General features: G+C 68.7%; 21 protein-coding genes and 1 pseudogene. 10 read left to right on the top strand and 12 right to left on the bottom strand.

Features of this window, described 5'->3' with window-relative positions; genetic code table 11:
• Positions 1-9 precede the first annotated feature (9 nt).
• Positions 10-975: an acyl-ACP desaturase gene (locus tag HMPREF9336_RS11545; RefSeq protein ID WP_007467198.1), complete on the bottom strand. Its 966-nt coding sequence runs from the start codon at positions 973-975 to the stop codon at positions 10-12.
• Positions 976-1,211: 236 nt separating this feature from the next.
• A complete protein-coding gene (locus tag HMPREF9336_RS11550) occupies positions 1,212-1,886 on the bottom strand; it encodes a hypothetical protein (RefSeq protein ID WP_021030553.1) in 675 nt (224 codons plus the stop codon).
• Between the two features lie 25 nt (positions 1,887-1,911).
• On the opposite strand from HMPREF9336_RS11550, the gene HMPREF9336_RS11555 reads away from it, so the two are divergent.
• The gene (locus HMPREF9336_RS11555; RefSeq protein ID WP_021030554.1) at positions 1,912-2,652 is read left to right on the top strand and encodes a hypothetical protein; all 741 of its coding nucleotides are present in this window, start codon (positions 1,912-1,914) and stop codon (positions 2,650-2,652) included.
• Here HMPREF9336_RS11555 and HMPREF9336_RS11560 read toward each other — a convergent pair.
• Positions 2,649-3,425 carry an alpha/beta fold hydrolase gene (locus HMPREF9336_RS11560; protein ID WP_007467203.1) on the bottom strand — a complete coding sequence of 259 codons (777 nt, stop codon included), beginning with the start codon at positions 3,423-3,425 and terminating at the stop codon, positions 2,649-2,651. The two genes, HMPREF9336_RS11555 and HMPREF9336_RS11560, sit on opposite strands and share 4 nt — an antisense overlap.
• Before the next feature lie 143 nt (positions 3,426-3,568).
• Here HMPREF9336_RS11560 and HMPREF9336_RS11565 point away from each other — a divergent pair, with 143 nt between their 5' ends.
• The 5 genes and pseudogenes from HMPREF9336_RS11565 (at position 3,569) to HMPREF9336_RS11585 (ending at position 8,848) form a co-directional block, all read left to right on the top strand.
• The gene (locus tag HMPREF9336_RS11565) at positions 3,569-4,588 is read left to right on the top strand and encodes a hypothetical protein (RefSeq protein ID WP_007467205.1); all 1,020 of its coding nucleotides are present in this window, start codon (positions 3,569-3,571) and stop codon (positions 4,586-4,588) included.
• 51 nt (positions 4,589-4,639) lie between these two features.
• Positions 4,640-5,167 carry a hypothetical protein gene (locus tag HMPREF9336_RS11570; protein WP_040585540.1) on the top strand — a complete coding sequence of 176 codons (528 nt, stop codon included), beginning with the start codon at positions 4,640-4,642 and terminating at the stop codon, positions 5,165-5,167.
• 242 nt (positions 5,168-5,409) lie between these two features.
• Positions 5,410-6,858: a 30S ribosomal protein S1 gene (gene rpsA / locus HMPREF9336_RS11575; RefSeq protein ID WP_007467209.1), complete on the top strand. Its 1,449-nt coding sequence runs from the start codon at positions 5,410-5,412 to the stop codon at positions 6,856-6,858.
• Between the two features lie 81 nt (positions 6,859-6,939).
• Positions 6,940-8,165, top strand: a pseudogene (gene coaE, locus HMPREF9336_RS11580) (dephospho-CoA kinase).
• A complete protein-coding gene (locus HMPREF9336_RS11585; protein ID WP_244431659.1) occupies positions 8,162-8,848 on the top strand; it encodes a pentapeptide repeat-containing protein in 687 nt (228 codons plus the stop codon). Before coaE ends, HMPREF9336_RS11585 begins: the two are co-directional and overlap by 4 nt.
• Before the next feature lie 3 nt (positions 8,849-8,851).
• Here HMPREF9336_RS11585 and HMPREF9336_RS11590 read toward each other — a convergent pair whose 3' ends face one another.
• The 4 genes from HMPREF9336_RS11590 to HMPREF9336_RS11605 form a co-directional block, all read right to left on the bottom strand.
• Positions 8,852-9,118, bottom strand: coding sequence for a hypothetical protein (locus tag HMPREF9336_RS11590; protein WP_007467217.1), 267 nt, complete (start codon positions 9,116-9,118; stop codon positions 8,852-8,854).
• 609 nt (positions 9,119-9,727) lie between these two features.
• A complete protein-coding gene (locus tag HMPREF9336_RS19190; protein WP_021030558.1) occupies positions 9,728-9,856 on the bottom strand; it encodes a hypothetical protein in 129 nt (42 codons plus the stop codon).
• A gap of 27 nt (positions 9,857-9,883) precedes the next feature.
• Positions 9,884-10,438: a LysM peptidoglycan-binding domain-containing protein gene (locus HMPREF9336_RS11600; protein ID WP_169727332.1), complete on the bottom strand. Its 555-nt coding sequence runs from the start codon at positions 10,436-10,438 to the stop codon at positions 9,884-9,886.
• A gap of 479 nt (positions 10,439-10,917) precedes the next feature.
• Positions 10,918-12,177 (bottom strand): MFS transporter, encoded by a 1,260-nt coding sequence (locus tag HMPREF9336_RS11605; RefSeq protein WP_021030559.1) that lies wholly within the window; start codon positions 12,175-12,177, stop codon positions 10,918-10,920.
• 215 nt (positions 12,178-12,392) lie between these two features.
• On the opposite strand from HMPREF9336_RS11605, the gene uvrB reads away from it, so the two are divergent.
• Positions 12,393-14,519 (top strand): excinuclease ABC subunit UvrB, encoded by a 2,127-nt coding sequence (gene uvrB, locus HMPREF9336_RS11610; RefSeq protein ID WP_007467223.1) that lies wholly within the window; start codon positions 12,393-12,395, stop codon positions 14,517-14,519.
• 2 nt (positions 14,520-14,521) lie between these two features.
• Here the strand turns inward: uvrB and HMPREF9336_RS11615 are convergent, their stop codons facing one another.
• Complete coding sequence (locus tag HMPREF9336_RS11615; RefSeq protein ID WP_021030560.1) at positions 14,522-15,154, bottom strand: sensor domain-containing protein; 633 nt, start codon at positions 15,152-15,154, stop codon at positions 14,522-14,524.
• A gap of 87 nt (positions 15,155-15,241) precedes the next feature.
• Between HMPREF9336_RS11615 and HMPREF9336_RS11620 the strand changes: the two genes are divergently transcribed.
• The gene (locus HMPREF9336_RS11620; RefSeq protein ID WP_021030561.1) at positions 15,242-15,850 is read left to right on the top strand and encodes a maleylpyruvate isomerase family mycothiol-dependent enzyme; all 609 of its coding nucleotides are present in this window, start codon (positions 15,242-15,244) and stop codon (positions 15,848-15,850) included.
• On the opposite strand, the gene HMPREF9336_RS11625 is transcribed toward HMPREF9336_RS11620, so the two are convergent.
• From HMPREF9336_RS11625 to HMPREF9336_RS11635, 3 genes are read right to left on the bottom strand one after another with little or no spacing between them, the layout of a single operon-like run.
• Positions 15,834-16,904 (bottom strand): CaiB/BaiF CoA transferase family protein, encoded by a 1,071-nt coding sequence (locus HMPREF9336_RS11625; protein WP_007467227.1) that lies wholly within the window; start codon positions 16,902-16,904, stop codon positions 15,834-15,836. The two genes, HMPREF9336_RS11620 and HMPREF9336_RS11625, sit on opposite strands and share 17 nt — an antisense overlap.
• The gene (gene mmsB / locus HMPREF9336_RS11630) at positions 16,901-17,803 is read right to left on the bottom strand and encodes a 3-hydroxyisobutyrate dehydrogenase (protein ID WP_007467229.1); all 903 of its coding nucleotides are present in this window, start codon (positions 17,801-17,803) and stop codon (positions 16,901-16,903) included. The genes HMPREF9336_RS11625 and mmsB overlap by 4 nt, the downstream gene beginning before the upstream one ends.
• Before the next feature lie 16 nt (positions 17,804-17,819).
• Complete coding sequence (locus HMPREF9336_RS11635; protein ID WP_007467231.1) at positions 17,820-19,331, bottom strand: CoA-acylating methylmalonate-semialdehyde dehydrogenase; 1,512 nt, start codon at positions 19,329-19,331, stop codon at positions 17,820-17,822.
• Between the two features lie 143 nt (positions 19,332-19,474).
• Here HMPREF9336_RS11635 and HMPREF9336_RS11640 point away from each other — a divergent pair, with 143 nt between their 5' ends.
• Positions 19,475-20,593 carry a metallophosphoesterase family protein gene (locus HMPREF9336_RS11640; RefSeq protein ID WP_040585839.1) on the top strand — a complete coding sequence of 373 codons (1,119 nt, stop codon included), beginning with the start codon at positions 19,475-19,477 and terminating at the stop codon, positions 20,591-20,593.
• Positions 20,590-23,100 (top strand): AAA family ATPase, encoded by a 2,511-nt coding sequence (locus tag HMPREF9336_RS11645; protein ID WP_007467234.1) that lies wholly within the window; start codon positions 20,590-20,592, stop codon positions 23,098-23,100. The genes HMPREF9336_RS11640 and HMPREF9336_RS11645 overlap by 4 nt, the downstream gene beginning before the upstream one ends.
• 23 nt (positions 23,101-23,123) lie before the next feature.
• Here HMPREF9336_RS11645 and HMPREF9336_RS11650 read toward each other — a convergent pair whose 3' ends face one another.
• On the bottom strand, positions 23,124-23,591 hold the full coding sequence (locus tag HMPREF9336_RS11650) for a hypothetical protein (RefSeq protein WP_021030563.1): 468 nt from the start codon (positions 23,589-23,591) through the stop codon (positions 23,124-23,126).
• Between the last annotated feature and the right edge of the window lie 8 nt (positions 23,592-23,599).

Here is a 23,599-nt window from a genome sequence, read left to right on the forward strand (position 1 = left end):
GCGGGCGGCTCACACCAACGCGCCGCGCTCGCGTTCGCGGGCGAGAGCGCGGTCGCGCTGTTCCTCGAACTTCGGCACGCGGACGGTCTCAAGGTTGTGGATATAGGCCGCGAGCTCTTCGCGGGCCTGCTCGCCCCGGCAAGTGAGGTCGGTCCGGTCGAAGACGCACCAGCGTCGCAGGATCGGTTTGACCACTTCGTCGAGATGCTGGCGCAGGTCGTAGATGCCGTGCTTCGCCATGAGCACGCCGTTGCGCCGGAAGTTCGGCATTCCGGCTCCGGGCATCTGGAAGTTCGTCACGACTGCGGCGAGCGCTTCCATCGCCAGATCGGGCACGGCCTCGAAGGTGGCCTCGTAGAGGTTCCGATAGAAGATCATGTGCAGGTTCTCGTCCGCCGCGATCCGTTGCAACATCCGCTCGGCGACCGGATCGCCGCAGATCATCCCGGTGTTGCGGTGGCTCACGCGAGTGGCGAGCTCTTGGAACGAGACGTAGGCGAGCGTATGCGCGAAGATCTCGGCGGTGCCTGGCGGGATCGACAGGATCGGGTCGAATCCGTTGGTCATGTGCGTCATCCGGTCGTTCTCCAGCGCGACCGGGTCGACTCCCCGTGTGACGATGAGATAGTCGCGCATCACGATGCCGTGGCGGTGTTCCTCGGCTGTCCATCTTCCGACCCAGACGCCCCACGCGCTCTCTCTGGTGAACGCCAGCGCGATGTCGCGGTGATAGGAGGGCAGGTTGTCTTCGGTGAGCAGGTTCACGACCATGGCGGCTTTCGCCAATTCGGAGAGCGTGGACTGCTCCGGATCCCAGTCCACCCCGCCCATCGCGGCGAAATTCCGGCCTTTGTCCCATGGCACGTAGTCATGGGGATGCCAGTGCTTCGCCGCCGCCAGATGCCGGTTCACCTCTCGCGCTGCGACGGGCTCCAACTCGCGCAACAAGTCTGCTTGGGTCAGGCTTCTCCCCACTGGCACTCCTTTTTCGAATTTTGGTCGGGCGCGGTGTTCGGCAATTCGTCGGCCACGTCGTTAGAGCAAGCTCGAGGGCGAAATATGGCGTGCGGCGTTTGTCAGTCACATCTCAAGATCTCGGAGAATGTGACTGGAGGCATATGCTACCAGCGGTATCCAAAAAATGCGCGGAAAGGTCGAGGCGCGCAGAAATATGGACTGACCTGGGTGTGAGCGGGCGTGATCAGCGCCCGCTACCAGAGCTTCACAGAACCCTTGCCGATGGTGAATCCGTGGCCAGCGGTGTTCGCGCATGTGAGGGTCGCGCCCTGCTGGCCGCACGTCACGGTGACGCCGTGGTCGGGATCCACCTGCAGCACGAGTTTCTTCCCGTCTGCGAGGGCGGGAGCCGAATCGGGCCAGTCGCCGGCCAACAAGGTGTGGCACGCCTTCTGCCGGTAGTCCCCGTCCCATCCGACCAGGCTGGACTGGGCTCCTTCGGGGTCTTGGTCGCGGTGGAGGTCGCAGACCGCGTTCGGGTTCCACGCGGGCCCGGAGTCGTCTGTGACGTGGCAGAAGCCGTTCTCGCCCGCGACGAACCGGCACACCGCGTTCCCCGAAACGGCGGAGAACGACCAATGCCCCGATCCGTTCGTGAAGGCGGAGGGGTCGCCGAGTTGGAGGTCGCGCAACTCGGGGGGCTCGTTGGTCGTGGCCGGGGCCGAGGACGGGCTTGGGCTCGCAGAGGTCGGCTCGGCGCTCGTGCTCTCCGGGGTGACAGTCACCGTCGCGGTCGCGATCGTGACGCGGTCGCCTCCGGCGATCAGCCCGCAACCGGCGCTCAGCATGAGCGGAATCAGTCCGATCGCGAGTCGGAGGGGGCCGAGGCCGGTCAAGGGGCCGAGATGGGGGACGCCGGACGAATGCACAGTTGCCTATTCTAGGCTTCACCAGATGCGTTGGAATCGGCTCGCGCCGCCTCTCGTTGTTCTCGCCGCCCTGGCGGGAGGTTGCTCCGCCCCGGCCCCGCCCTCGGACCCGTCGAGCGTCCCCGCCTCGTTCGCGCTGGCGAGGCAGGATTTCCCGGAAGGGTACGAATTCCACGACGACCGGGATCTGCGCGAGCTCGACGTGGTCGAGCTCGGCGCGAAAAAGAAGGACCGCCGCCTCCCCGACTATTCGAAACTCACCCTGGACCATCTCTCGACCGAGCAGCAGGCCTGCGCGCTGCTGATGGACGTGGGGCGCCGCCCCACGTACCACACTGCGGCGGGGCCGGTCGCGCCCGCGCCCGCCCACACCCGCAGCTCGCTCGGCATCGACCAGCGGGTCTCGACGACGCTCGTCTTCGTCGTGACGACAGATCCTGTTCCGCTCGACCAGTACCGGCAGGCGCTCGCCGGTTGCGGTCGGTTCTCCGTCAAATCGGAGAGAATCGGGCCGGGGCAGGGGGGCATCGTCCCGGCGGAGGCTCCGGACGGCGGTCTCGCGTACACGCTGGAGGCGCAGCTACAGGCGCCCTCGGGCATTGAGTACGCCTTCTCCAGGGTGCTCATCGCCGTGCCGGTCGGCCGAGATGTCGTCTTCGGCTCGGCGAGCCGGACGACCAGCGTCGAAAAGGGGAAGGAGCCGTTGGACCAGACGACGCTCCGCGCGATGCTGCACAAGCTGGTCGACAAGGTGAAGGCGGGCTAGAGCAGCCCTCTGACGAGCTCGCCGACGAGATCCGGGCGATGTTCGAGCACCATGTGGTTCACATCGACGCGCAGCAGCGAGAGGTGCTCTCCCAGCAGCTCGCCGAGTTCTTTCTCGTACGCCGGGCTGAGGTACGGGGGCTGGATCTGATCGGCCACGACCACTGTGGTGGAGAGCCCGTCGGGCGGGAGGGCCCAGGGCCGGGCGAGCTCGCTCCAACTGGTGACCAGCGCGGCGGGGGAGAACCGCCAGGCCACGCGCCCGTCCGGCAAGGGGACCAGATGCTCGTCCAGCTCGGCTTCGAGCGCCTCGTCGGGCAGCGCGTACCAGGCGTCGGATTTGTTCGCGGCGGCGGCCTCGTCGCGGTCGGCGAACGAGTGGTGGTCGACGGACCAGTCGGCGGACTCGGTGAGCTGCTCCCGGTCGGTGCCGATGGCAGGGTCCAAGAGGAGCAGAGCCTTGACCAGATCTGGGGCCTGGTTCGCGAGGTGCACGGCCAGTCGGCCTCCGTACGAGTGGCCGACGACCACGGCGGGCCCGCTCGCGTGCTCGCGCAGGGTGTCCTCTAGCGCGTCTACTTGGGCCTCGATGCTCCACGGCGCGGTCCACGAGGAGCGGCCGTGGCCGAGCAAATCCGGGGCGATGACCCGCGCGTGGGGCGTCTGCGTTGCCGACCACCGGCGGAAACGGCCGCCGTGACCGGTGACTCCGTGGATGGCGAGGACGGGCGGGCCGTCCACGGGGCCGAAAAGGTGCGTGTGCAGCAGGGGCATGCCAGCAGGAACTCCATGATCGAGCGGTCTATTCCGCTCAATTGGAGCACAAGCGGCCCGATATGTCTGACAAGGGATTCTCGCTCGCGAGCGCGCGGAAGCGCCTGTCCGGGGCGGGGTCTTTCGCGGGATCATCCTCGGCTATGAAACTGACCGCCGCCGCTGTGCTGTTCTCCGCCGTCGGGGCTGCGGGCCTGTCCTCCTCGGGGCAGGCCGCCGCGGAGCAGGACTTCCACCCGATCTGGTGTCCGCAGGCCACGACGTATTACATCCAGCTGCGCGAGGCGTTGGACCCGTTGCGCGCCGCCACGGTCGCGCACGACTTGGATATCGCGAAGGCGAAGCGTCAGGCGGGCCAGCCCAAGCCGGCCAAGCCCGCCCCGAACGTGAACAGCAACCCGGACCAGCCGCCCTACACCGAGGACGGCAATCCGCTGCGCCCGCGTTACAGCGAGCCCCACTCGCTCCCGCTCCCGCAACCCCCGGCGGACCAGCCCTCGGACCCGGCCTCGGCGGCTCCCGCCGCCCCGACCGGCCCCGCTCCCGCCAAACAATGGGCATGGGGCGACCCCGAGGTGCAGGACGCGGTTGACCAGTTCGAGGAGAAGTCCCCGCTGCTGTTCCGCCGGATCAACACCCTGGTCGCTATGACTTGGTGGGCTGAGCTGCAAGACGCGGGGAGCGCCCTGAGCGAGAAGTTCGGCCAGATCATCGGCGACGAGCGCGAGGAGGTCTCCGCGCAAGACCTCACGCGGGACTGGATCTCGCTCGAAGAGCAGTACGACGTCGTCAAGAACCTCTGCATCGGCTGGGGCGAGACCGCCGTGCCCGGCGTGCATCCGCCTGGCCAGCCGGAATGGCCCGAAGGGTCGAGCCCGGACACGGCCCGCCCGCCAGGCATCGAGAACACCGCGTGGCCGCACACCCCCGGCTGGGTCGACGTGGACGTGCCGGACCCGGACGACCCCTCCGCCCCGCCCTCGCCGCACCGGCCCTTCACGCCGCTCGCGGAGACCAACCAGACCCCGCTCGCGCCCCCCGGCTGCGAGCGCTACGACTTCCGCGCAGGCGGCATGGCCCAGAACGGCGGCTGCCCGAACGACCGAGCCGACGAGCCCGAAGCGTCGGACGGCTCCAGCGACTCCGAGGATTCCGAGGAATAGGCCGAACAGGCCGGGAGAACGCGCCGACGCTCGGCTATGCTGAGCGCTGTTATGTTGAACACCGTGCGGATCACGTTCTCCCGGAGGAGGGCCGCCATGGCGGCCCTCGCGCTCGTCGCGCCCGCAGCGCTCCTCGCCCCGCCGCAAGCCGAAGCGCGGCCCAACTGGTGCGAGATGAACCGGGGCGTGACCGGTATCGTGCAGCGCGATGTCGACCACTTGCGGGCCGCCATGGCGAAGCCGGGCTGGAGCTGGGACGACCCTGTGGTGCAGGAGGCCGTGGCGTGGGTCGGCACGGACCTCTCCACGACGATCAACCGGCTCGACCGGGTGACCGGCGGAGCCGCGCAGGGCAACATCTGGGTGAACGACCCGAACCCATGGGACGACGAGTACGGCGAGTACGCGGACCTGCTCCGCGAGCTGGACGGGTCGATTGACGACCAGGCGGACGCGGGGACGCTCAAGGCGAACCTCGCCGCCGTCGAGTCCAAGACCCGCGAGCTCGCGGCCAACTGCGACGGCGCTCCCGTCCCGCCCGACGCGGGGCCGATCCACCCCAACCCGCCTTTCAACTGATTCCCCGTGCTCCGCGCGGATTCCCCAGGAAATGTGGGTTCGCGGAGTGATCGGGCTCATTTGCTCTTCCGAGGCCGAGCGGGTACTCTGATGCCTCACACGTGTGTTTCGCATGTCGGCGCTTCGCCGGTATTGAAATGCGGCTGCGAGTCTCGGAATAACTAAAAACTGTCCTTGACCTGCTGCGAGTGTAGCTAGCTTGACCCTTCAACTCAAAGAAACATCCGGAGTCCCCGAACCTTATGCCAACCCCTACGACCACCTCCCCTGCTGTCGCCGTCAATGATGTCGGGAGCACCGAGGACCTCCTCAAGGCCATCGACGCCACGATCAAATACTTCAATGACGGGGACATCGTGTCAGGCACGATCGTGAAAGTCGAGCGCGACGAGGTCTTGCTCGACATCGGTTACAAGACCGAGGGCGTCATCCCGTCCCGCGAGCTGTCCATCAAGCACGACGTCGACCCGAGCGAGGTCGTCTCGGTCGGCGACACCGTCGAGGCCCTTGTCCTCACCAAAGAGGACAAAGAAGGCCGGCTCATCCTCTCCAAGAAGCGCGCCCAGTACGAGCGCGCCTGGGGCGAGGTCGAGGCGCACAAGGAGAAGGACGAGTCCGTCAAGGGCGTTGTCATCGAGGTCGTCAAGGGCGGCCTGATCGTCGACATCGGCCTGCGCGGCTTCCTCCCGGCCTCCCTCGTGGACATGCGCCGGGTGCGCGACCTGCAGCCGTACATCGGCAAGGAGATCGAGACCAAGATCATCGAGCTCGACAAGAACCGCAACAACGTGGTGCTCTCGCGTCGGGCCTGGCTGGAGCAGACCCAGTCCGAGGTGCGCACCGAGTTCTTGAACCGCCTGCAGAAGGGCAACATCAAGAAGGGCGTCATCTCCTCCATCGTCAACTTCGGGGCCTTCGTGGACCTGGGCGGCGTTGACGGCCTCGTGCACGTCTCGGAGCTGTCCTGGAAGCACATCGACCACCCCTCCGAGGTCGTCAAGGTCGGCGACGAGGTCACTGTCGAGGTGCTCGACGTGGACTTCAGCCGCGAGCGTGTTTCCCTCTCGCTCAAGGCGACGCAGGAAGACCCGTGGCGGCACTTCGCCCGGACCCACGCCATCGGCCAGATCGTGCAGGGCAAGGTCACCAAGCTCGTCCCCTTCGGCGCGTTCGTCCGCGTCGGCGAGGGCATCGAGGGCCTTGTGCACATCTCGGAGCTGTCCGAGCGCCACATCGAGCAGCCTGAGTCCGTGGTCGCGGTGGACGACGCGGTGCTGGTGAAGGTCATCGACATCGACCTGGAGCGCCGCCGGATCTCGCTGTCCATCAAGCAGGCCAACGAGGACTACCCGGAGGAGTTCGACCCGGCGCGTTACGGCATGGCCGACTCCTACGACGACGACGGCAACTACATCTTCCCCGAGGGCTTCGACGCGGAGACCAACGAATGGCTCGAAGGCTTCGAGACCCAGCGCGCCGAGTGGGAGGCCCGTTACGCGGAGTCCGAGCGGCTGTGGAAGCTGCACGGCGAGCAGATCGAGCGTTTCGCGGCTGCCGTCAAGGCCGCCCCGGCCCGCAGCGGCTCCAACGGCCGAGGCCGGTCGGATTCCGGCGAGCCGGAGTCCGGCTCGCGGCTCGCGAGCGACGAGCAGCTCGAGGCGCTTCGCGAGAAGCTGGCCTCCAAGGCCTAACAGCCACAAAACGCCGATGGCCGCCTGTTCCGACAGGCGGCCATCGGCGTTTTCGTCGGTGTGCTCCGATAGACTCCCCACATGCTGAAAATCGGCCTCACCGGAGGGATCGGCGCAGGCAAATCCGCCGCAGCGCAAGCATTCGCGGAGCTTGGAGCGCTCATCGTGGACTCGGACAAGATCGCTCGGGAGGTGGTGGAGCCGGGCACCCCTGGGCTCGCGGCGCTGGTCGAGACGTTCGGGGCAGACATCCTCGCCAAGGACGGGACGCTGGACCGCCCGAAGCTCGCGGCGAAGGCGTTCGGCGACACGGAGTCTGATGGAGGCGGGGGGCCCGCGCGAAGCTCAACGCGATCATGCATCCCCTAGTGGCGGCCAGAGGAGAGGAGCTCATGGCCGCCGCGCCGCCCGAACAGATCGTGGTCCGCGACATCCCCCTCCTCGTGGAATTGCACCTCGCCCCGTTCTTCCATCTCGCGGTCGTGGTGGACGCGCCGATCGAGGAGCGGCTGCGCCGGTTGACCGAGGCGCGGGGCATGAACCGGGAGGATGCGCTCGCCAGAATCGACGCGCAGGCTTCCGACGAGCAGCGCCGCGCGGCCGCCGACATCTGGCTCGACAACAGCGGCTCGCCCGAGGAGCTTCGCGACCGGGCGCGGCGGCTCTGGGCCGAGCGCCTCGAACCGTTCAACGCGGGCCTTTTGACGGGCGAGCGTCTCGCGGGCCCCGCGTACGAGCTTGTCCCGCACAACCCGGCATGGCCGGTCCAAGCGGAACGGCTCATCAACCGGATCAGGGTCGCCGCAGGCGAGAAGGCGATCCGGGTGGACCACATCGGCTCCACCTCGGTGCCGGGGCTGATCGCGAAAGACGTGATCGACCTGCAGCTCACGGTGGCCTCCTTGGAGGTCGCGGACGAGCTTGCGGCCCCGCTCGCCAACGCTGGGTTCGTCAGGCTCGACCATATCGACCACGACGACCCGCAGGGCGCGGCCCTCGCCTCGGGGGAGGCTCCCGACCAGTGGCGCAAGCGGTTCCACACGTCTGCGGACCCAGGGCGGCAAGCGAACCTGCACCTGCGGGTGGAGGGTTGGCCGAACCAGCGCTTCGCGCTGCTCTTCCGCGACTGGCTGCGCGGGAACCCGGCTGTGGCGGATGAGTACGCCCGGCTCAAACAGCGCGCCGAGGCGCGCGCTCGGGAGACGGACGACCCTGCGGACGGCTACTACGAGGTGAAAGAGCCATGGTTCGCCGCCGCGTACCCGCGCGCTCTGGCGTGGGCGGAGCGGACCGGCTGGCGGCCGTGACGGCCACGGACAAGACCGCGACCCGGCCGCCGAAGATCCCGGCCCGCTTGGATGTGTATCCCGAGCCGGGGGAGCAGGTCGACTGGTACGACAACGACTTCAGCGCGCTGGACGTGCGGGGCGCGCTGCTGCCCGCGCTCGGCGACGAGTTGCACGGGCTCTCCTTCCGAGCCTCCCGCCTCGTCGAAGTGAACCTCGTCGGAGCCACGCTCGCGCAATTCCGGCTGCTCGACGTCGAGCTGGTGCGGTGCGATCTGTCCGGGGGAGTCTGGGACAGCGCCTCGCTAGAGCGGGTGGTGTTCCGCGATTGCCGGATGACGGGTCTGGCGCTCAGCGGGGCTGCGCTCACTGACGTGCGGATCGAGGGCTGCGGAGCCGAGCTGATGAGCTTGCGGATGGCCAAAGCAAGGCGGCTGCACGTGGAGTCTTCGATGCTGCGCGGGGCGGACTGGAACGAGGCGGCGCTCGCCCAGTCGCGCCTGGTGCATTCCGACCTACGTGGCGCGAGCTTTCAGCGCGCGCAGCTGCAGGACGTTTCGCTGCACGGGTCGAAACTGGACGACATTGCCGGGGCCGGCTCCCTGCGGGGGGCGCGGGTCTCGCCAGACCAGGCGATCATGCTCGGCGGGCTGCTCCTCGCAGAGGCCGGGATCGAGGTCGAAGACGCGCACGGTCTGTCCTGACGCTCAGAAGATGTCGTCGAAGATCTCGTCGACGACTTCCTCGCCGACCGCGAACCCGGCGCCCATGGCCATGGCCTGCCCGAACCCGCTGCCCATGAGCCGGTTGAAGAAGCCGCCCTGCTGCGGTTGGCCCTGGGGGTACCCCCCGCTTGCGGGGTGGGGGTACCTCCCGCTTGCGGGGGAATAGTAGGCCGCGGCAGGAGGCTGGGCGTACTGCTGCCCGTACGGAGCCGGGGGCTGCGCGTACGGCTGCGTGGGGGGCGGCGGCATACGGAGCCGCGTACGGAGAACCGGCGAAGTCCCTGGCAGGGGCGGGCCCGGCCGCCGCTCGCGCCAGATCGAGAGCCAGCCGCGACTGCTCGTTGATCGAAAGCGTCGCTTCCCGCAGGTCGAGCTGCCATTCCCTGGCGTTCAGATCGCCGAGGTCGGCGGAGGCCTTCAGCTTGTCGGCCAGCCGGATGAGCAACGTCGAGGACTGCGACTGGCGGTCGGCCAGCGCGGTTTGGGTCTGCGAGAGCACATCGGGGTTGCCGAGCCCCACGATGTTGACCAGGCTCGCGGCGAGGCTGGACTCCTCACGGACGGCCAAACTCGCCTCCCGCAGGTCGAGCTGCCATTCCCTGGCGTTCAGATCGCCCGCGTCGGCGGCCGCCTTGAGCTTGGCGGCGAGCCCGTCGAGGAGGCTCGTGGCGGTGTTGCTGCTCTGGCGCAGCTCGGCCTGCGCTCTCGCGACTGCGCTGGTGTCCATCTGCGCTGTCCTTCCCTTCGTTCCGGGGCCTTCTTGCTGAAGGGGGAACGAACCAGGCCGACGACAAGTTCCCGGAAACGGGCAGGGGCCCCGCCGGACGCGTCCGGCGGGGCCCCTGCGAGCAGCGCGGCTCAGTGGCGGGTGTGCTTCTGCCACTCCGGGGTGTCCGGGTCGGAGATATCGCGCTGTTCGGGCTCGTCGCCCAGGCCGAGAGCGCCGTTGAGGTCGGCCGCCTGCTCCGGGTGTTCGGGGTTCGTCACGATATGCCTTTCCAGTCGGATCCGGGCTCAGAGCGCCGGAATGGTGAGTTCTTGTCCGACGTTGATGAGGTCGGGGTTGGCGATGCCGTTGGCCTCGGCGATCTGCGGGTAGAGGTTCGCGTCGCCGTAGAACTTCTGCGCGATGGCGGAGAGGGTGTCGCCGCTCTCGACGACGTAGGTCTGCGGCTCGGGCGCGGCAGGCTCCTCCTCGACGACCTCTGCGGCCGCGGGGGTCGGGACGATCGGCTTGTCCGTCACCGTGCCCGAGTTCCACAGCGCGGAGCCGTCCGCGCCGTAAACGACGAGGTTGCGGTCGTTCTGGAGCTCGAGCCGCACCTGGCCAGAGGTGCCCGTCGCCCACTTCGACTCATTCGAATCGGTGTAGAGCACGACGTTGCCGTCGGTCTGCACCTCGAGCCGGGACGCGCCGGTGCCGTTGGTCTGCGTGGACCAGACCGGGGTCGAGCCCTCGGCGAGGACGAGGTTGCCGTCATCCTGCAGGGTGAGGGTGAAAACGCCGTTGTCAGAGGAAAGGCTCTGTCCCTTGGCGAGGGACTGGCCGGCTTGCAGAGTTGCCACGATGCACCTTTCGATGGGTTGAATACAGGGTGCTGCACTCGCCGGTCGGCAGGGTCGTCCGCCCGTCGGGCGCGGCGAAGCACAAGCTACCAGAGCTTGCTGGCCGCCACGAGGCGCCCGGAGGTTGTCGGTTTGTTGTTCAGCTCGGGTTCACGGTTGTGTTCGGGCCTTTGCCGGCTCCCGATCTCGCCATGGAACCAATGTGACCTGGATTACGTCTTATTGCAGAGGAGGATAAAGGCGACACGCCCCTCCTTGTGCGGAACAAGGCGGAGAGACGGTGGTGGGTTGTGGCTGAAGAGGGAGAGGAGCTGTGCCGATGCTCGCGGTGCCGGATGCGGCAGGCCGGGCGGCCTCGGTGGGCGGCCCGGTGCTGCCCCGGCGGGAGCGGGGTCTGGCGGGAGACGGACACGGGCCGCCCGAGGCCGCATCCGTCGCTCGCGCCCTGCCCGGAAGGCAGACGGCGATGATCCGCCGGATCCTTAGACGCTGGTTGCGCGAGATTGGGGGCGGGTGCGCCGAGCGAGAAAGCCGATCAGCGCGAACGCCACGAGGAGGGGCGCGCCCACGTACGCGGCGATCGCCGCCCAGCCGCCTCGGCTGTATGCGAGGCCCCCGAGCGCGCCGAGGAACGAACTGCCGAGGTAGTAGCAGCACAGGTAGAGCGACGAGGCTCCCGCGCGGTTCGTGACCGCGATGGCGCTCACCCATCCGCTGGCCGCCGAATGCGCCGCGAAGAAGCCAGCGGTGAAGAACAGCATGCCGACGAGGACCGCCCACACCGAATCCGGCAGGGTGATCGCGAGCCCAGCCGCCATCATGGCGGCGGCGAGACCGAGGACCTTCGGCCTGCCGATCCGGTCGGCCAGCCTGCCCGCCTGCGCCGAGGAGAACGTGCCCGCGAGGTACAGGAGGAACACCAGGCCGACCAGGCTCTGCGGCAGGCGGAAAGGCGCTGCGGCCAACCGGTAGCCGAGATAGTTGTAGACCGTGACGAACCCGCCCATGAGGATGAACCCGAGGGCGAACAGGCACACGAGCGCGGGATTGCGCACGTGGCCGAGCAGTCCTTTGGCCACCGTCCAGAGCCCGACCGGCTCCGGGCGGAAGAACCGCGACCGAGGCAAGGCCCGGATGAACACGAGGGTGAACACGAGGGACACGACGCTCGCGATCTCCATCGCGTACTGCCACGGCACGACATCGAGGGCGAACGAGGGGACGAGCCTGCCGATCAGGCCGCCGAGGCTGGTCCCCGCGACATAGCGGCCCATGGCCCGTCCGAGCGAGTCGCCGTGGATCTCTTCGGCGAGATACGCCATCGCAACGGCGGGCACCCCGGCCAGGGCGAAGCCTTGCAGCGCCCGCCCGAAGAGCAGCGCCCCGACGGTGGGGCTCAGCGGCAGCAGGAGCCCGATGACGGAGGCCGCGAGCGCCGAAGCCGCCATGACCCTGGTGCGCCCGTACCGGTCGGAGAGGACGCCCGCTGGGATCAGCGCCAGGGCGAGGAAGCCGGTCGTGAGGGACACGGCGAGCGCCGATGTGGCGGGCGCGACCTTGAAGTGCTCGGAGAACGCGGGCAGCAGCGCCTGCGCGGAATACATCGACATGAAGGTGGTGAGCCCCGCCGCGAACAAGGCCAATGTGATCCCCCGGTATCCGGGTGATCCGTGGGCGTGCGGCTCTTCGGGGCGGCCGGCCTCGGCCGCGCGGCTGATCGTGGTCTCTTGGCACGTGGTCATGGCGCCTCCTCGATCTTCATCTTCTGCCGAGGAGGCGGACGGGGGAAATGCGCGAAGCCGGGGGAATCGATGCCGCCAGGGAATAAACCGGGGTCGGCCAGCCGGGCGGGCGAGGCGGGCGTGAGCACCGTCACGAAGTTTGTCCGGCCATGCGCGCGGCCTCGTGCCGAGGCCGTCGCCGAAAACATGTCGGTGGCCCTGAGTACCCTGGTGCCATGGCTTTTGCGAGCGAGATGGACCACGAGCACGAGTACCCGCTTGGCGCGGTCCCGCCGGGCATGCTCGCCGAGGTCCGCCGTCTGGAGCAGCCCTTCGAGGTGGTCAGCGAGCACCAGCCCGCGGGGGACCAGCCGAGCGCCATCGCGGAGCTGCAGCGCCGGGTGGAGGCAGGGGAGCGGGACGTGGTCCTGCTCGGGGCCACCGGCACCGGAAAGTCGGCGACGACCGCCTGGCTCATCGAGCGCCTGCAGCGCCCGACTCTGCTGATCGCCCCGAACAAGACGCTCGCCGCGCAGCTGGCGAACGAGCTGCGCGAGATGCTGCCCAAGAACGCCGTCGAGTACTTCGTCTCCTACTACGACTACTACCAGCCCGAGGCGTACATCGCCCAGACGGACACCTATATCGAGAAGGACTCCTCGATCAACGACGACGTGGAGCGGCTGCGGCACTCGGCGACGCGCAGCCTGCTCTCCCGTCGGGACGTGGTCGTGGTGGCCTCGGTGAGCTGCATCTACGGCCTCGGCTCCCCGCAGTCCTACCTCGACCGCTCCGTGCTCCTGGTCAAAGGCCAGGAGGTGGCCCGCGACCAGCTGTTGCGCCTGCTGGTGGACATGCAATACGACCGTAACGACGTGGCGTTCACGCGGGGGACGTTCCGGGTGCGGGGCGACACGTTGGAGATCATCCCGGCGTACGAGGAGTTCGCGGTGCGGATCGAGTTCTTCGGCGACGAGATCGACGCGCTCAGCTACCTCAACAAGCTCACCGGCGACGTGGTGGCAGAGGTGGACCAAGTGCGGATCTTCCCCGCGACGCACTACGTCACCGGGGAGGGCCGGATGGCCCAAGTGATGGAGGCGATCCGCCAGGAGCTCGCCGAGCGGCTGGCGACCTTGGAAGCGCAGGGCAAGCTCTTGGAGGCGCAGCGGCTGCGCATGCGCACCGAGTACGACCTTGAGATGATCCAGCAGGTCGGGTTCTGCTCCGGCATCGAGAACTACTCGCGGCATATGGACGGCCGCGGCCCCGGCACCGCCCCCGCGACGCTCTTGGACTACTTCCCAGAGGACTTCCTCACCGTCATCGACGAGTCCCATGTCACGGTGCCGCAGATCGGAGCGATGTTCGAGGGCGACATGGCCCGCAAGCGCAACCTCGTCGAGTACGGCTTCCGGCTGCCCTCCGCCGTGGACAACCGCCCGCTGACCTGGGAGGAATTCTCCGAGCGGGTGGGCCAGACGGTGTATCTTTCGGCCACCCCCGGCCCGTACGAGCTGGGCCAGGCTGGCGGCGAGTTCGTGGAGCAGGTGATCCGCCCGACCGGGCTGGTGGACCCGCACGTGGTCGTGAAGCCGACCCAGGGGCAGATCGACGATTTGGTGCACGAGATCCGGCTGCGCACCGAGCGCGACGAGCGGGTGCTGGTCACCACGCTCACCAAGAAGATGGCCGAAGACCTCACCGATTACCTCCTGGAGCTGGGCATCCGGGTGCGCTACCTGCATTCCGACATCGACACCCTGCGCAGGGTGGAGCTTCTGCGGGAGCTGCGCCAAGGGGAGTACGACGTGCTCGTCGGCATCAACCTGCTCCGCGAGGGTCTCGACCTGCCGGAAGTCTCCCTCGTCGCCATCCTCGACGCGGACAAGGAAGGCTTCTTGCGCTCGACCACCAGCCTCATCCAGACCATCGGCCGCGCCGCGCGCAACGTGAGCGGCGAAGTCCATATGTACGCGGACCGGATCACCGACTCGATGCGCAACGCTATCGAGGAGACCGAGCGCCGGCGCGAGAAACAGATCGCCTACAACCTCGAGCGGGGGATCGACCCCAAACCGCTGCGCAAGAAGATCGCCGACATCCTCGACCGGGTCTACGAAGAGTCGGCGGACACGGCGGACGCGGAAGCGAAGAACGGCAAAGCCGAGAAAAAGACCGCGAAGAAGAAAGCGGCGGGCGGCACCCCGAAGTCCGACCTGGAGGCGCTCATCGCCGAGCTCAACGAGCAGATGCTCTCCGCGGCCCGCGAGCTGCGCTTCGAGCTTGCGGCGCGATTGCGCGACGAGCTTGCCGAATACAAGAAGGAGTTGCGCGGCATGGAGGCCGCCGGGGTGAAGTAGGCTCAGCCCCGCCGGACGCGTTGGGCCATGCGGTCCACGATGGCGGTCACCGCCGGGCCGGGGTCGCGGAACAAGCTCTCCGCCTCGGCTTGGAGCACGACGTTCCCGACCGATCTAGCTTCGGCGTATGTTTGCGAGTCCACACCGCCCGGAGCGTAGAAGAAACTCGTCCGCCATCGGACCGCTTCCGGGAGCGCGGCGTCCACGGTGGTCTTGGCCGCGCAGGTCTTGAGGCCTTCGGCGATACGGGCGAAGGCTTCTCGCGCGGTCTGCGGGTCCGGATAGACGGCGACGACGAGATGCACCCCGGCGTTGTTCGTCCCGCCGATGGCGAACAACGAGCGAAACGCGGTCCAGTTGTCGCCGAACGAAGCCGCGCTGCCGAGCCACGAAGCATTGCCGCACGGGCTTTTATCAGGGTTCGAGGAGTCGGGCCGCCGAGCCGCGTTGGCGGTTTCGGCGTGGAATTCGCCTGTGCTGGCGGGGTTGTCCTGAGCCGAGATCTGGTCGAGCTCTGCGCTGCTCAGGATGACGCTGTCGATCCTGTCGGCGGGGAAGAGCGCCGGATCGGCTGCCGCTGGCGCGAAAGCAGCCAGCAGCGACGCGAGCGAGCCTGCGAAGCGAACTCGGAGCATTGCGGTGGTCCCCCTTGTCGTCGGACAGTCCTTGTCGCGCTGGCGCGCGACAAACCTGGTAGCGATTATCCTCATGATATGACTGCCATGGATTTCGCCGAGGCCGAGCGCGCCGACTTCGCCGCCTTCCTCGGCACGCTCACGCCGGAGCAATGGGAGGCCCCGACCCTGTGCGGGAAGTGGCGGGTGCGCGACGTGGTGGCGCATGTGATCAGCTACGAAGGGCTGGGGGCGAGCGAATTGGCGAAACGTTTCCTCGCGGGAGGGCTGTCGGTGGACCGGATCAACGAGGCCGAAGTCGCTCGGGCTCGGGGGCAGAGCACGCGGGAGCTGCTCGCCAGGTTCGGGGCGAGCCTGCGCCCGAACGGGATGATGACTTTGTATGGCGGCAGGGCTGCGCTGCACGATGGGATGATCCACCATCAAGACATTCGGCGGTCGCTGGGCCTGCGGCGGGAAATCCCTGCGGACAGGCTACGCGCGACATTGAATTTCACGCTCGTGAGCCCGACTCTGCGCGGCGCGTGGCGGGTCCGAGGGGTCCGGCTCGTCGCGACCGATCTGGACTGGTCCTGGGGCAGAGGCCCCGAGGCCAGAGGCGCGGGAGAGGCACTCCTGATGGCGATGGCGGGCCGTTCGTCCGCGCTCGGCGAACTCTCCGGCCCCGGCGCGGCGAAGCTCAGCGCCAGAGCGTAGCGGGGTCGCTTGGCTCCAAAGGCGGCGGCCCGGCCAGCTCGCCTTTGGTCCGGGAGAACCGAGGGGCAGGCGCGGGCAGGGTGGTCCCGTCCACGTCGAGCAGGTTCCCCCGCGCCGCCATGTGCGGGTGCAGCGGAGCCTCCGCGAACGACAGCACCGGCGTCGTGCAGGCGTCGGTGTGCTCGAAGATCGAGGCCCACTCGTCCCTCGTCTTGGTGCGGAAGATCCCAGCGAACGTCTTGGACAGCTCGGCCCAGCTGCTCTTGTCGAGCTGGAAAGGCAGATCGTCCGCCTCCAGCCCGAGACCGGCGAGCAACTGGGCGTAGAACTGCGGCTCGATGGCCCCGACCGCGATGTGCTTGCCGTCCGAGGTCTCGTAGGTGCGGTAGAACGGGGCCGCCCCGTCGAGCAGGTTGTCCTCCCGCTCGTCGGTCCACAGCCCCGCGTCGCGGAAGGACCAGATGAAGTGCGCGAGCGCGCTGACCCCGTCCACCATGGCGGCGTCGACGGTCTGGCCGAGGCCGGAGCGCCCCCGCTCCACCAGGGCGGCGAGGACGCCCATCACGAGGAACATCGAGCCGCCGCCGAAGTCGGCGACCATGTTCAGCGGCGGCGGAGGCGGGGAGTCCGCCGGGCCGATGGCGTTCAGGATCCCGGTCAGGCCGAGGTAGTTCAGATCGTGCCCGGCGCGCGGGGCGAAGGGGCCGTCCTGGCCCCAACCGGTGATCCTGCCGTACACGAGCCGGGGGTTGAGCTTCGCGCATTCCTCGGGGCCGAGGCCGTTGCGCTCCATCACGCCAGGCCGGAACCCCTCGATGAGCACGTCGGCGCGCTCGACAAGGGATTTGACCTTGGCGAGCTGCTCGGGATCGCGCAGGTCCGCGACGACGGTCCGCCGCCCGCGCAGCTGCTGGTCCGCGTGCAGCGGCTCGGTGGGCCGCTGCACGCGGACCACGTCGGCCCCCAGGTTGGCGAGCAGCACGGCGGCGTGCGGGCCGGGGCCGATGCCAGCGAACTCCAGGACGCGGATTCCCGTGAGCGGGCCGTCGCTCATGACTCGACCCCCGCCTGCTCGCGCAGCGCGACCAAGAGCGAGGAGAAGTCCAGCTTCCCGGCTCCGTTGTCGGCGTGCTGGCGGAAGTACTTGGCGGCGAGGCGGCCGAACTCGGTGGCGGTGCCGACCGAGTCCGCCGCGTCCGAGGCCAGCGCGAGGTCTTTCGCGATCAGGGCGGTGGCGAACCCGCCCTGGTAGTCCCGGTTGGCCGGACTCGCGGGCACCGGGCCGGGGATAGGGCAGTTCGTGGTCAACGCCCAGCACTGCGCGGAGGACGTGGAGGCCACCTCGTAGAACACCTGGGGGTCGAGGCCCAGCTTCTCCGCGAGCACGAACGCTTCGCAGATCGAGACCATGGAGATGCCCAGGGCCATGTTGTTGCAGATCTTCGCGGCCTGCCCGCTGCCGTGGCCGCCGCAGTGCACCACGCGCTTGCCCATGCCCTCCAGCACGCCCTTGGCCGAGGCGACGTCCGCCTCGTCGCCGCCGACCATGAAGGTGAGCGTGGCGTTCTGCGCGCCGAAAATGCCGCCCGAGACCGGCGCGTCGATCGCGGTGCGGCCTGCCGCCCTTGCGAGTTCGGCGGCGCTGCGGGCCTGGTCGACGGCGATGGTGGAGCTGTCGACGAACAAGGCGTCGGGCCTGGTCGCGGGGAAGAACGAGGGATCGGCGTACACGTCGAGCACATGCTGGCCGGTCGGCAGCATCGTGATCACGAACTCTGCCCCGTTGACGGCTGCGACGACGTCGGGGGCGACGCGGACCCCGCTCGCCTCCGCGAGCGCGCGGGCCTGGTCGGACAGGTCGTAGCCGACGACGTCGAACCCCGCTTTGACGAGGTTGGCGGACATCGGGCCGCCCATTTGGCCCAGACCGATGAAGGCGACAGTGGTGCTCATCTTTGTGCTCCTTCGCTCACTGCATGGTGGGGATGACGAAACTCGACGCGGCGGGCCCCTCGGACCAGCGCGACGTCACGGTCTTCGTCTTCGTGTTGAACCGGATCGAGTCGGGCCCGTGCTGGCCGAGGTCGCCGAACCCGGAGCGCTTCCAGCCGCCGAACACGTGGTAGGAGACCGGCACGGGGATCGCCACGTTGACGCCGACCATGCCGGCCTGGACCCGGTCGGCGAAGTCCCGCGCGACGTCGCCGCTGCGGGTGAAGATCGCGACGCCGTTGCCGAACTCGTGCTCGCTCGGCAGGCGCAGTGCGCTCTCGTAGTCGTCGGCGCGCACCACGGACAGCACCGGGCCGAAGATCTCCTCGCGGTAGATCCGCATCTGGGGTTTCACGTTGTCGAACAAGCATGGTCCGAGGAAGAACCCGTTCTCGTGGCCGGGCACCGAGAGCCCCCTGCCGTCGAGCACGAGGTCTGCGCCCTCCGCCACACCGGCTTCGATGTAGCCGCGCACCCTTTCGAGCGCGTCCGGGCCGATGAGCGGCCCGAAGTCGGCGTTCTCATCGAAGCTGTGGCCGACCTTGAGCGCTCCCGCGCGCTCGACGAGCTTGGCGACCAGCGCGTCGGCCGTGGCCTTGCCGACCGGCACTGCGACGGAGATCGCCATGCACCGCTCGCCCGCGCTGCCGTACCCGGCCCCGAGCAACGCGTCCACAGCGAGGTCCAGGTCCGCGTCGGGCATGATGACCATGTGGTTCTTCGCCCCGCCGAAGCACTGCGCGCGTTTGCCAGTCTCGGCTGCCGTCCGGTAGACGTGCTCGGCGACCGGGGTGGAGCCGACGAAGCCGACCGCCGCCACCCTCGGATCGGTGAGCAGCGTGTTCACCGCCGCGTGCGCCCCGTTGACCACGTTGAGCACCCCCGGCGGCAGGCCAGCCTCGAGGAAGAGCTCCGCGATCCGCAACGGCACGGAGGGGTCGCGCTCGGAAGGTTTGAGCACGAACGCGTTGCCGCAGGCGATGGACGGGGCGAGCTGCCACAGCGGGACCATCGCGGGGAAGTTGAACGGGCTGATCCCGGCCACCACGCCCAGCGGCTGGCGTAGCGAGTGCGTGTCGATGCCGGTGCCGGCCGAGCCGGTGAACTCGCCTTTGAGCAGGTGCGGGACGCCCGCCGCGAACTCCACCACCTCAAGGCCGCGCTGGATGTCGCCGTGCGCGTCCGCGAGGGTCTTGCCGTGCTCGGAGGAGAGCAGCCGGGCCAGCTCGTCGCGTTCGGGCTCGACGAGCTGGAGGAATTTCAGCAGCACTCTGGCTCGGCGCTGCGGGTTCCACGCGGCCCAGCCGGGCTGCGCGGCGAGCGCGGAAGCCACGGCGGCCTCGGTCTCGGCCTGATCGGCCAGCGCCACCAGAGCCTGCACTTCGCCAGTGTTGGGGTCGTACACTTTGCCGAAGTCCCCGGAGGAACCTGTGACCGGCTTGCCGTCGATGAAGTGCCCGATCGTGCGTGGACTCGGCGCTGTGCCCATAGTGTGAACCTGCTCTCTTTTTCTGTCCCTGAGGAGATCCTACGCGTCCGCCGCCGAGCGTTGTAACGGCGTCATACCTCTCCCCGCGCGGGGCTCCGCCTGCCTGCCGCATGTTGTCGGCGGCCCGCCGTAGCATGGGCGGCATGGTCCGCTTTGTGCACACCGCCGATTGGCAGCTCGGGATGACCAGGCATTTTCTCTCGGAAGAAGCCCAGGCCCGGTACAGCGACGCGCGGCTCGCGGCGATCGGGGCCATCGGGCGGCTCGCCGAGCGGGAGCACTGCGAGTTCGTCCTCGTCTGCGGGGACGTGTTCGAGAGCAACCAGCTTTCGGCGGAGACCGTGAGCCGGGCGCTCGAGGCGATGCGCCAAGCGAAAGTCCCGTTCTACCTGCTCCCCGGCAACCACGACCCGCTCTCGGCCGGATCCATCTACACGAACGGGCAGTTCCTCGAGGAGCGTCCGCCGAACGTCGTGGTGCTGGACCGGGCTGGAGCCCACGAAGTCCGCAAGGGCGTGGTGGTCGTGGCCGCGCCGTGGACGAGCAAACGGCCGGACCGGGATCCGGTCGCCGAGGCGCTCGCGTCGGTCGAGGGATGGCGGGACGGGGACTCGGTGATCCTCGCGGCCCACGGGGGGATGGACGTGTTCCCCCACAGCCCGCAGGCGCACGGGATCATCAGACTGGCTGACCTGCGGCGCGCCATGGACAGGGTCGGGTTTGTCGCGCTGGGGGACCGGCATTCGGCGACTGAGGTCGAAGATCGTATTTGGTACTCGGGGAGCCCAGAGCCCACCAATTTCGACGATGTCGAGAAAGACTCCGGCCAAGTCCTCGTCGTGGAATTGGCCGGGAGGCAAGCGCAGGTCCGGCCGTGTCGAATCGGGGCGTGGCGGTTCGGCACGATCGAACGCCAGACGGACGGCGCGGAGGATTTGGCGGACCTGGACCGGACTTTGTCCGATCTGCCGGACAAGACCACGACTGTGTTGCGGCTCGCGTTGCGCGGCACGTTGTCGCTCACCGACCGGGCCGACCTCGACTCGCTGCTCGACCGGCAGAGCAGGAAGTTCGCAAGTCTGCGATTGTGGGAGCGGCGCACGGAGCTCGCGGTGCTGCCCGCAGACGGGGAGTTCGACGGTTTCTCCGGATTCGTCGGCGAAGCGGTCGAAGAGCTGGCGGGCCGGGCGAACACGGGGAACGAAGACGCGCAACAGGCGCTTGGCCTGCTCCTGCGGCTGAGTTCAGGGGCGCGGGCATGAGGCTGCACCGGATCAAGTTGGAACACTACCGGGGGGTGCGGGACCGCGAGGTGGTCTTCGCCGCAGACGGAGTGACCGTGGTCGAGGGGCCGAACGAGTCGGGCAAGTCCTCGATGATCGAGGCGTTGGACCTGCTCTTCGAGGCGAAGGACGCCTCGAAGACCAGACAGGTGCGCGCGATCGCCCCGAAAGGGGCTGACGCTGCCCCTTCCGTGGAGGCCGAGCTGGAGAGCGGGCCCTATCGGTTCGTCTACGCGAAGCAGTGGCTCAAGCGCCCTTCCACGACGCTCACCGTCCTCGCGCCGAAACGCGAGCAGCTCACCGGGGAAGCCGCCCATGAGCGAGCGCACGCCATGCTCGCCTCGACGGTCGACTTGTCGCTGTGGAAAGCGCTGCGCATGCTGCAAACCGCGCGGGGCCAGGTGGAAGTCGACGGCTGCCCGGCGCTGCTCAAAGCACTGGACGCGGCTTCCGGCCCGGTGACGCTCACGGGGACGGAGACGACGTTGCTCGCGCGGATCGAGGAGGAGGTGCGGCGTTACTACACACCGGGCGGGCGGGCGACGAAGGAGCTGCGCGCGGCACAGGAGAACCACGCCTCGGCAGAGGCGGGGCAGGTCCGCGCCGAAGCGGCGTTAGAGGCGGTGCGCGCAGCAGCGGAGCGGCACGATGAGCTGGCGGCCCAGGTGGCTCGGGCGGAGGCCGAACGCGAAGAGTCCGGAGCCGCGCTGCGCGCGGCGCGCGAGCATTGGGACCGCGTCGGGGGGCTCGCCGACAAGCTCGAACTCGCCAAACAGCGCGCTGGCTACGCCGCCGCGCGTTCCCTTGAGGCGCAGAAAAGCAAGGAGGAGCGAGAACGGCTGGCCGCGAGCGCGCAATTTCAGACGAAACTGCTCGCCGACCTCTCGCTTTCCCGGCGCGAGGCTCAGCTGAAACTCATCGCCGCGCAGGGCGCGTCGCGACGAGCGGCGGCGGCGTGCCAGTCGCTGCGAGACCGCCAGCAGCGCGAAGAGCTCGGGCGGGCGGAAGACCGGCTGGAACAAGCGGAGGAGGCGGCCGAATGCCTCGAGCAGGCGCAGGCGGCGCTGGCCTCGGCCATCGAAGAACGAACGGCCCAGGACGTGTTCGACGCGGCCCGGCAGGTCGAACTCGCGGAGGCGCGGGTGGAAACGGCCTCGGCGCGGATGCGGATCATGGCATTGTCGTCCGGGCCGATCGAAATCGACGGAGCGCTGCACCAGCTCGAACCGGGCGCTTCGTTGGAGCGGATCATCGTCCAGCCGACAGATCTGACCGCGCCAGGCTTCTTCACCGCCACGCTGAGCCCGGGATCGGCCGGGGAGAAAGTCGCCGACCAGCTCGCGCAGGCGAGGTCGGCGCTGGCGCGGGCGCTCGAACGCGCCGAGGCGGACACTGTGGAGGCTGTGCGCGGGCGACTCGCGGAGCGGGCACGTGCCCTCGGCGAAGCGCAGGAGAGCCGGGCGTTGCTCGCAGGGGCGCTTGGGTCGCAGTCGCTCGACAGGCTCCGAAGCGAGACGGCTCTGTTGCGGGAGCGGGTCGCGGCCGCGAGCCAACGGGACGATCAGGCTCTTGAAGAATTCGAGGAGTCCGAGGCGCAGGATCTCCCGCAGGCAGAGGAGGAGCTGGCGCGAGCGCAACGCGAAACGGCGGAGGCGCAGCGCGCGGTCAGCGAGCTTGACTTTCGTTCGGCGAACGCGGAAACCGTCTTGGCGGCCGCCGTCGACCAGCTCGCGCAGTCCCGCGAGCGCGAGTCCGACGAACAGCTCGCGCAGCGAGCGCGGGAGCTGGCCGCCGCCGACCTCGAAGCGCAGGGCCTGCTCGCGCAACTCCAAGCCCAGGTGTCAGACGAGGACGTGGAATCTGTGCGCGCCGCCTTCGAAGAGGCGCACCAGCGCGAGCGGAGCGCCACGGCCCGTGTCGCGGCGCTCCGCGAAGATCTCGCGCAGGTGAACGGACAGCTGCTCGCCAGCGCCCAAGGCGGTTATCAGGAAGCCTTCGACACGGCGAGTTCCCGTCTGGTGCACGCGAAGGAAGCGCTGGAGCGAGTCGCCGGGCGCGCCCGCGCGGCCCAGCTGCTCTGGGAGACGGTGACCGCGCGGCGAGACGCGGCCCAAAGCCGCTACGCCGCCCCGCTGGAGCGGGCGATCAACGAACTTGGCGGATCGGTGTTCGGCGACTCGTTCGCGGTGCAGCTCGACGGGCAGTTGCGCGTCGACACCCGGACCCTGCTCGGGACGACCGTCGACTTCGACTCGCTCTCGGAAGGGGCGAAAGAGCAGATCGGGATGCTGGTGCGCCTCGCGTGCGCGAAACTCGTCGATCCGCTCGAGGGCGCGCCGGTCGTCATCGACGACGCGCTCGGCCACAGCGATCCGCAGCGGTTGGCGAAGATGCGAGACACGTTGGCCGCGACGGCCGGCCAGGTGATCGTGCTGACCTGTTTTCCCGAGCGGTTCAGCGGGGTCGGCACGGTTGTTCGGCTCTGACTCGGCGGCCTGGAAGCGAGGGCCTAGAAGTTCGCCTCGGGATCGGGCGAGGTGCACACGCCGACCACGTCGGTCGCCACATCGTCGTAGCGCGCGAGATAGAGGTAGATGTCCTCGCGGTCGAGTTCGGGCATCGCGCGGATCCGGATGGTCTCGGCGAGGTTGCTCGCCCGGCTCACATAACGGTGGGCGAGGTTCGTCCACCACTGCGGGAAACCGTTGTCCGGAAGCAGGGCCACTTTCAAACGCGCCTTGCGGATCTTGCTCCAGACGTCGTCCGCGAGGTATTCCATGCCGGGGTCGTCGTAGCTCCAGCCGTCGACGTCGATGCGTTGCCGGTACGGCTTGAGCGCCGCCGCCACGTCGTCCACAGCCTTGAGCATGACTTCGCACGGGGACGAGGGCATGTCGGGAGCCGCTGAGGCAGGGACGAACGTTCCGCCTACGGCGAGCGAAGCGATCAGCGCCGCCTTCGCGAGGAGGTGTGCCATAGGCGACA

This window comes from Segniliparus rugosus ATCC BAA-974 (assembly GCF_000185725.2).
Lineage (GTDB): Bacteria > Actinomycetota > Actinomycetes > Mycobacteriales > Mycobacteriaceae > Segniliparus > Segniliparus rugosus.

What these genes read in the sequence shown, in the direction of transcription:
- HMPREF9336_RS11555 (WP_021030554.1), top strand. Translation starts at nt 1,912, where the DNA reads ATGCGTTGGAATCGGCTCGCGCCGCCTCTCGTTGTTCTCGCCGCCCTG.
- HMPREF9336_RS11560 (WP_007467203.1), bottom strand. Translation starts at nt 3,425, where the DNA reads ATGCCCCTGCTGCACACGCACCTTTTCGGCCCCGTGGACGGCCCGCCC.
- HMPREF9336_RS11565 (WP_007467205.1), top strand. Translation starts at nt 3,569, where the DNA reads ATGAAACTGACCGCCGCCGCTGTGCTGTTCTCCGCCGTCGGGGCTGCG.
- HMPREF9336_RS11570 (WP_040585540.1), top strand. Translation starts at nt 4,640, where the DNA reads ATGTTGAACACCGTGCGGATCACGTTCTCCCGGAGGAGGGCCGCCATG.
- rpsA (WP_007467209.1), top strand. Translation starts at nt 5,410, where the DNA reads ATGCCAACCCCTACGACCACCTCCCCTGCTGTCGCCGTCAATGATGTC.
- HMPREF9336_RS11590 (WP_007467217.1), bottom strand. Translation starts at nt 9,118, where the DNA reads ATGCCGCCGCCCCCCACGCAGCCGTACGCGCAGCCCCCGGCTCCGTAC.
- HMPREF9336_RS11605 (WP_021030559.1), bottom strand. Translation starts at nt 12,177, where the DNA reads ATGACCACGTGCCAAGAGACCACGATCAGCCGCGCGGCCGAGGCCGGC.
- uvrB (WP_007467223.1), top strand. Translation starts at nt 12,393, where the DNA reads ATGGCTTTTGCGAGCGAGATGGACCACGAGCACGAGTACCCGCTTGGC.
- HMPREF9336_RS11615 (WP_021030560.1), bottom strand. Translation starts at nt 15,154, where the DNA reads ATGCTCCGAGTTCGCTTCGCAGGCTCGCTCGCGTCGCTGCTGGCTGCT.
- HMPREF9336_RS11620 (WP_021030561.1), top strand. Translation starts at nt 15,242, where the DNA reads ATGGATTTCGCCGAGGCCGAGCGCGCCGACTTCGCCGCCTTCCTCGGC.
- HMPREF9336_RS11625 (WP_007467227.1), bottom strand. Translation starts at nt 16,904, where the DNA reads ATGAGCGACGGCCCGCTCACGGGAATCCGCGTCCTGGAGTTCGCTGGC.
- mmsB (WP_007467229.1), bottom strand. Translation starts at nt 17,803, where the DNA reads ATGAGCACCACTGTCGCCTTCATCGGTCTGGGCCAAATGGGCGGCCCG.
- HMPREF9336_RS11635 (WP_007467231.1), bottom strand. Translation starts at nt 19,331, where the DNA reads ATGGGCACAGCGCCGAGTCCACGCACGATCGGGCACTTCATCGACGGC.
- HMPREF9336_RS11640 (WP_040585839.1), top strand. Translation starts at nt 19,475, where the DNA reads ATGGTCCGCTTTGTGCACACCGCCGATTGGCAGCTCGGGATGACCAGG.
- HMPREF9336_RS11645 (WP_007467234.1), top strand. Translation starts at nt 20,590, where the DNA reads ATGAGGCTGCACCGGATCAAGTTGGAACACTACCGGGGGGTGCGGGAC.
- HMPREF9336_RS11650 (WP_021030563.1), bottom strand. Translation starts at nt 23,591, where the DNA reads ATGGCACACCTCCTCGCGAAGGCGGCGCTGATCGCTTCGCTCGCCGTA.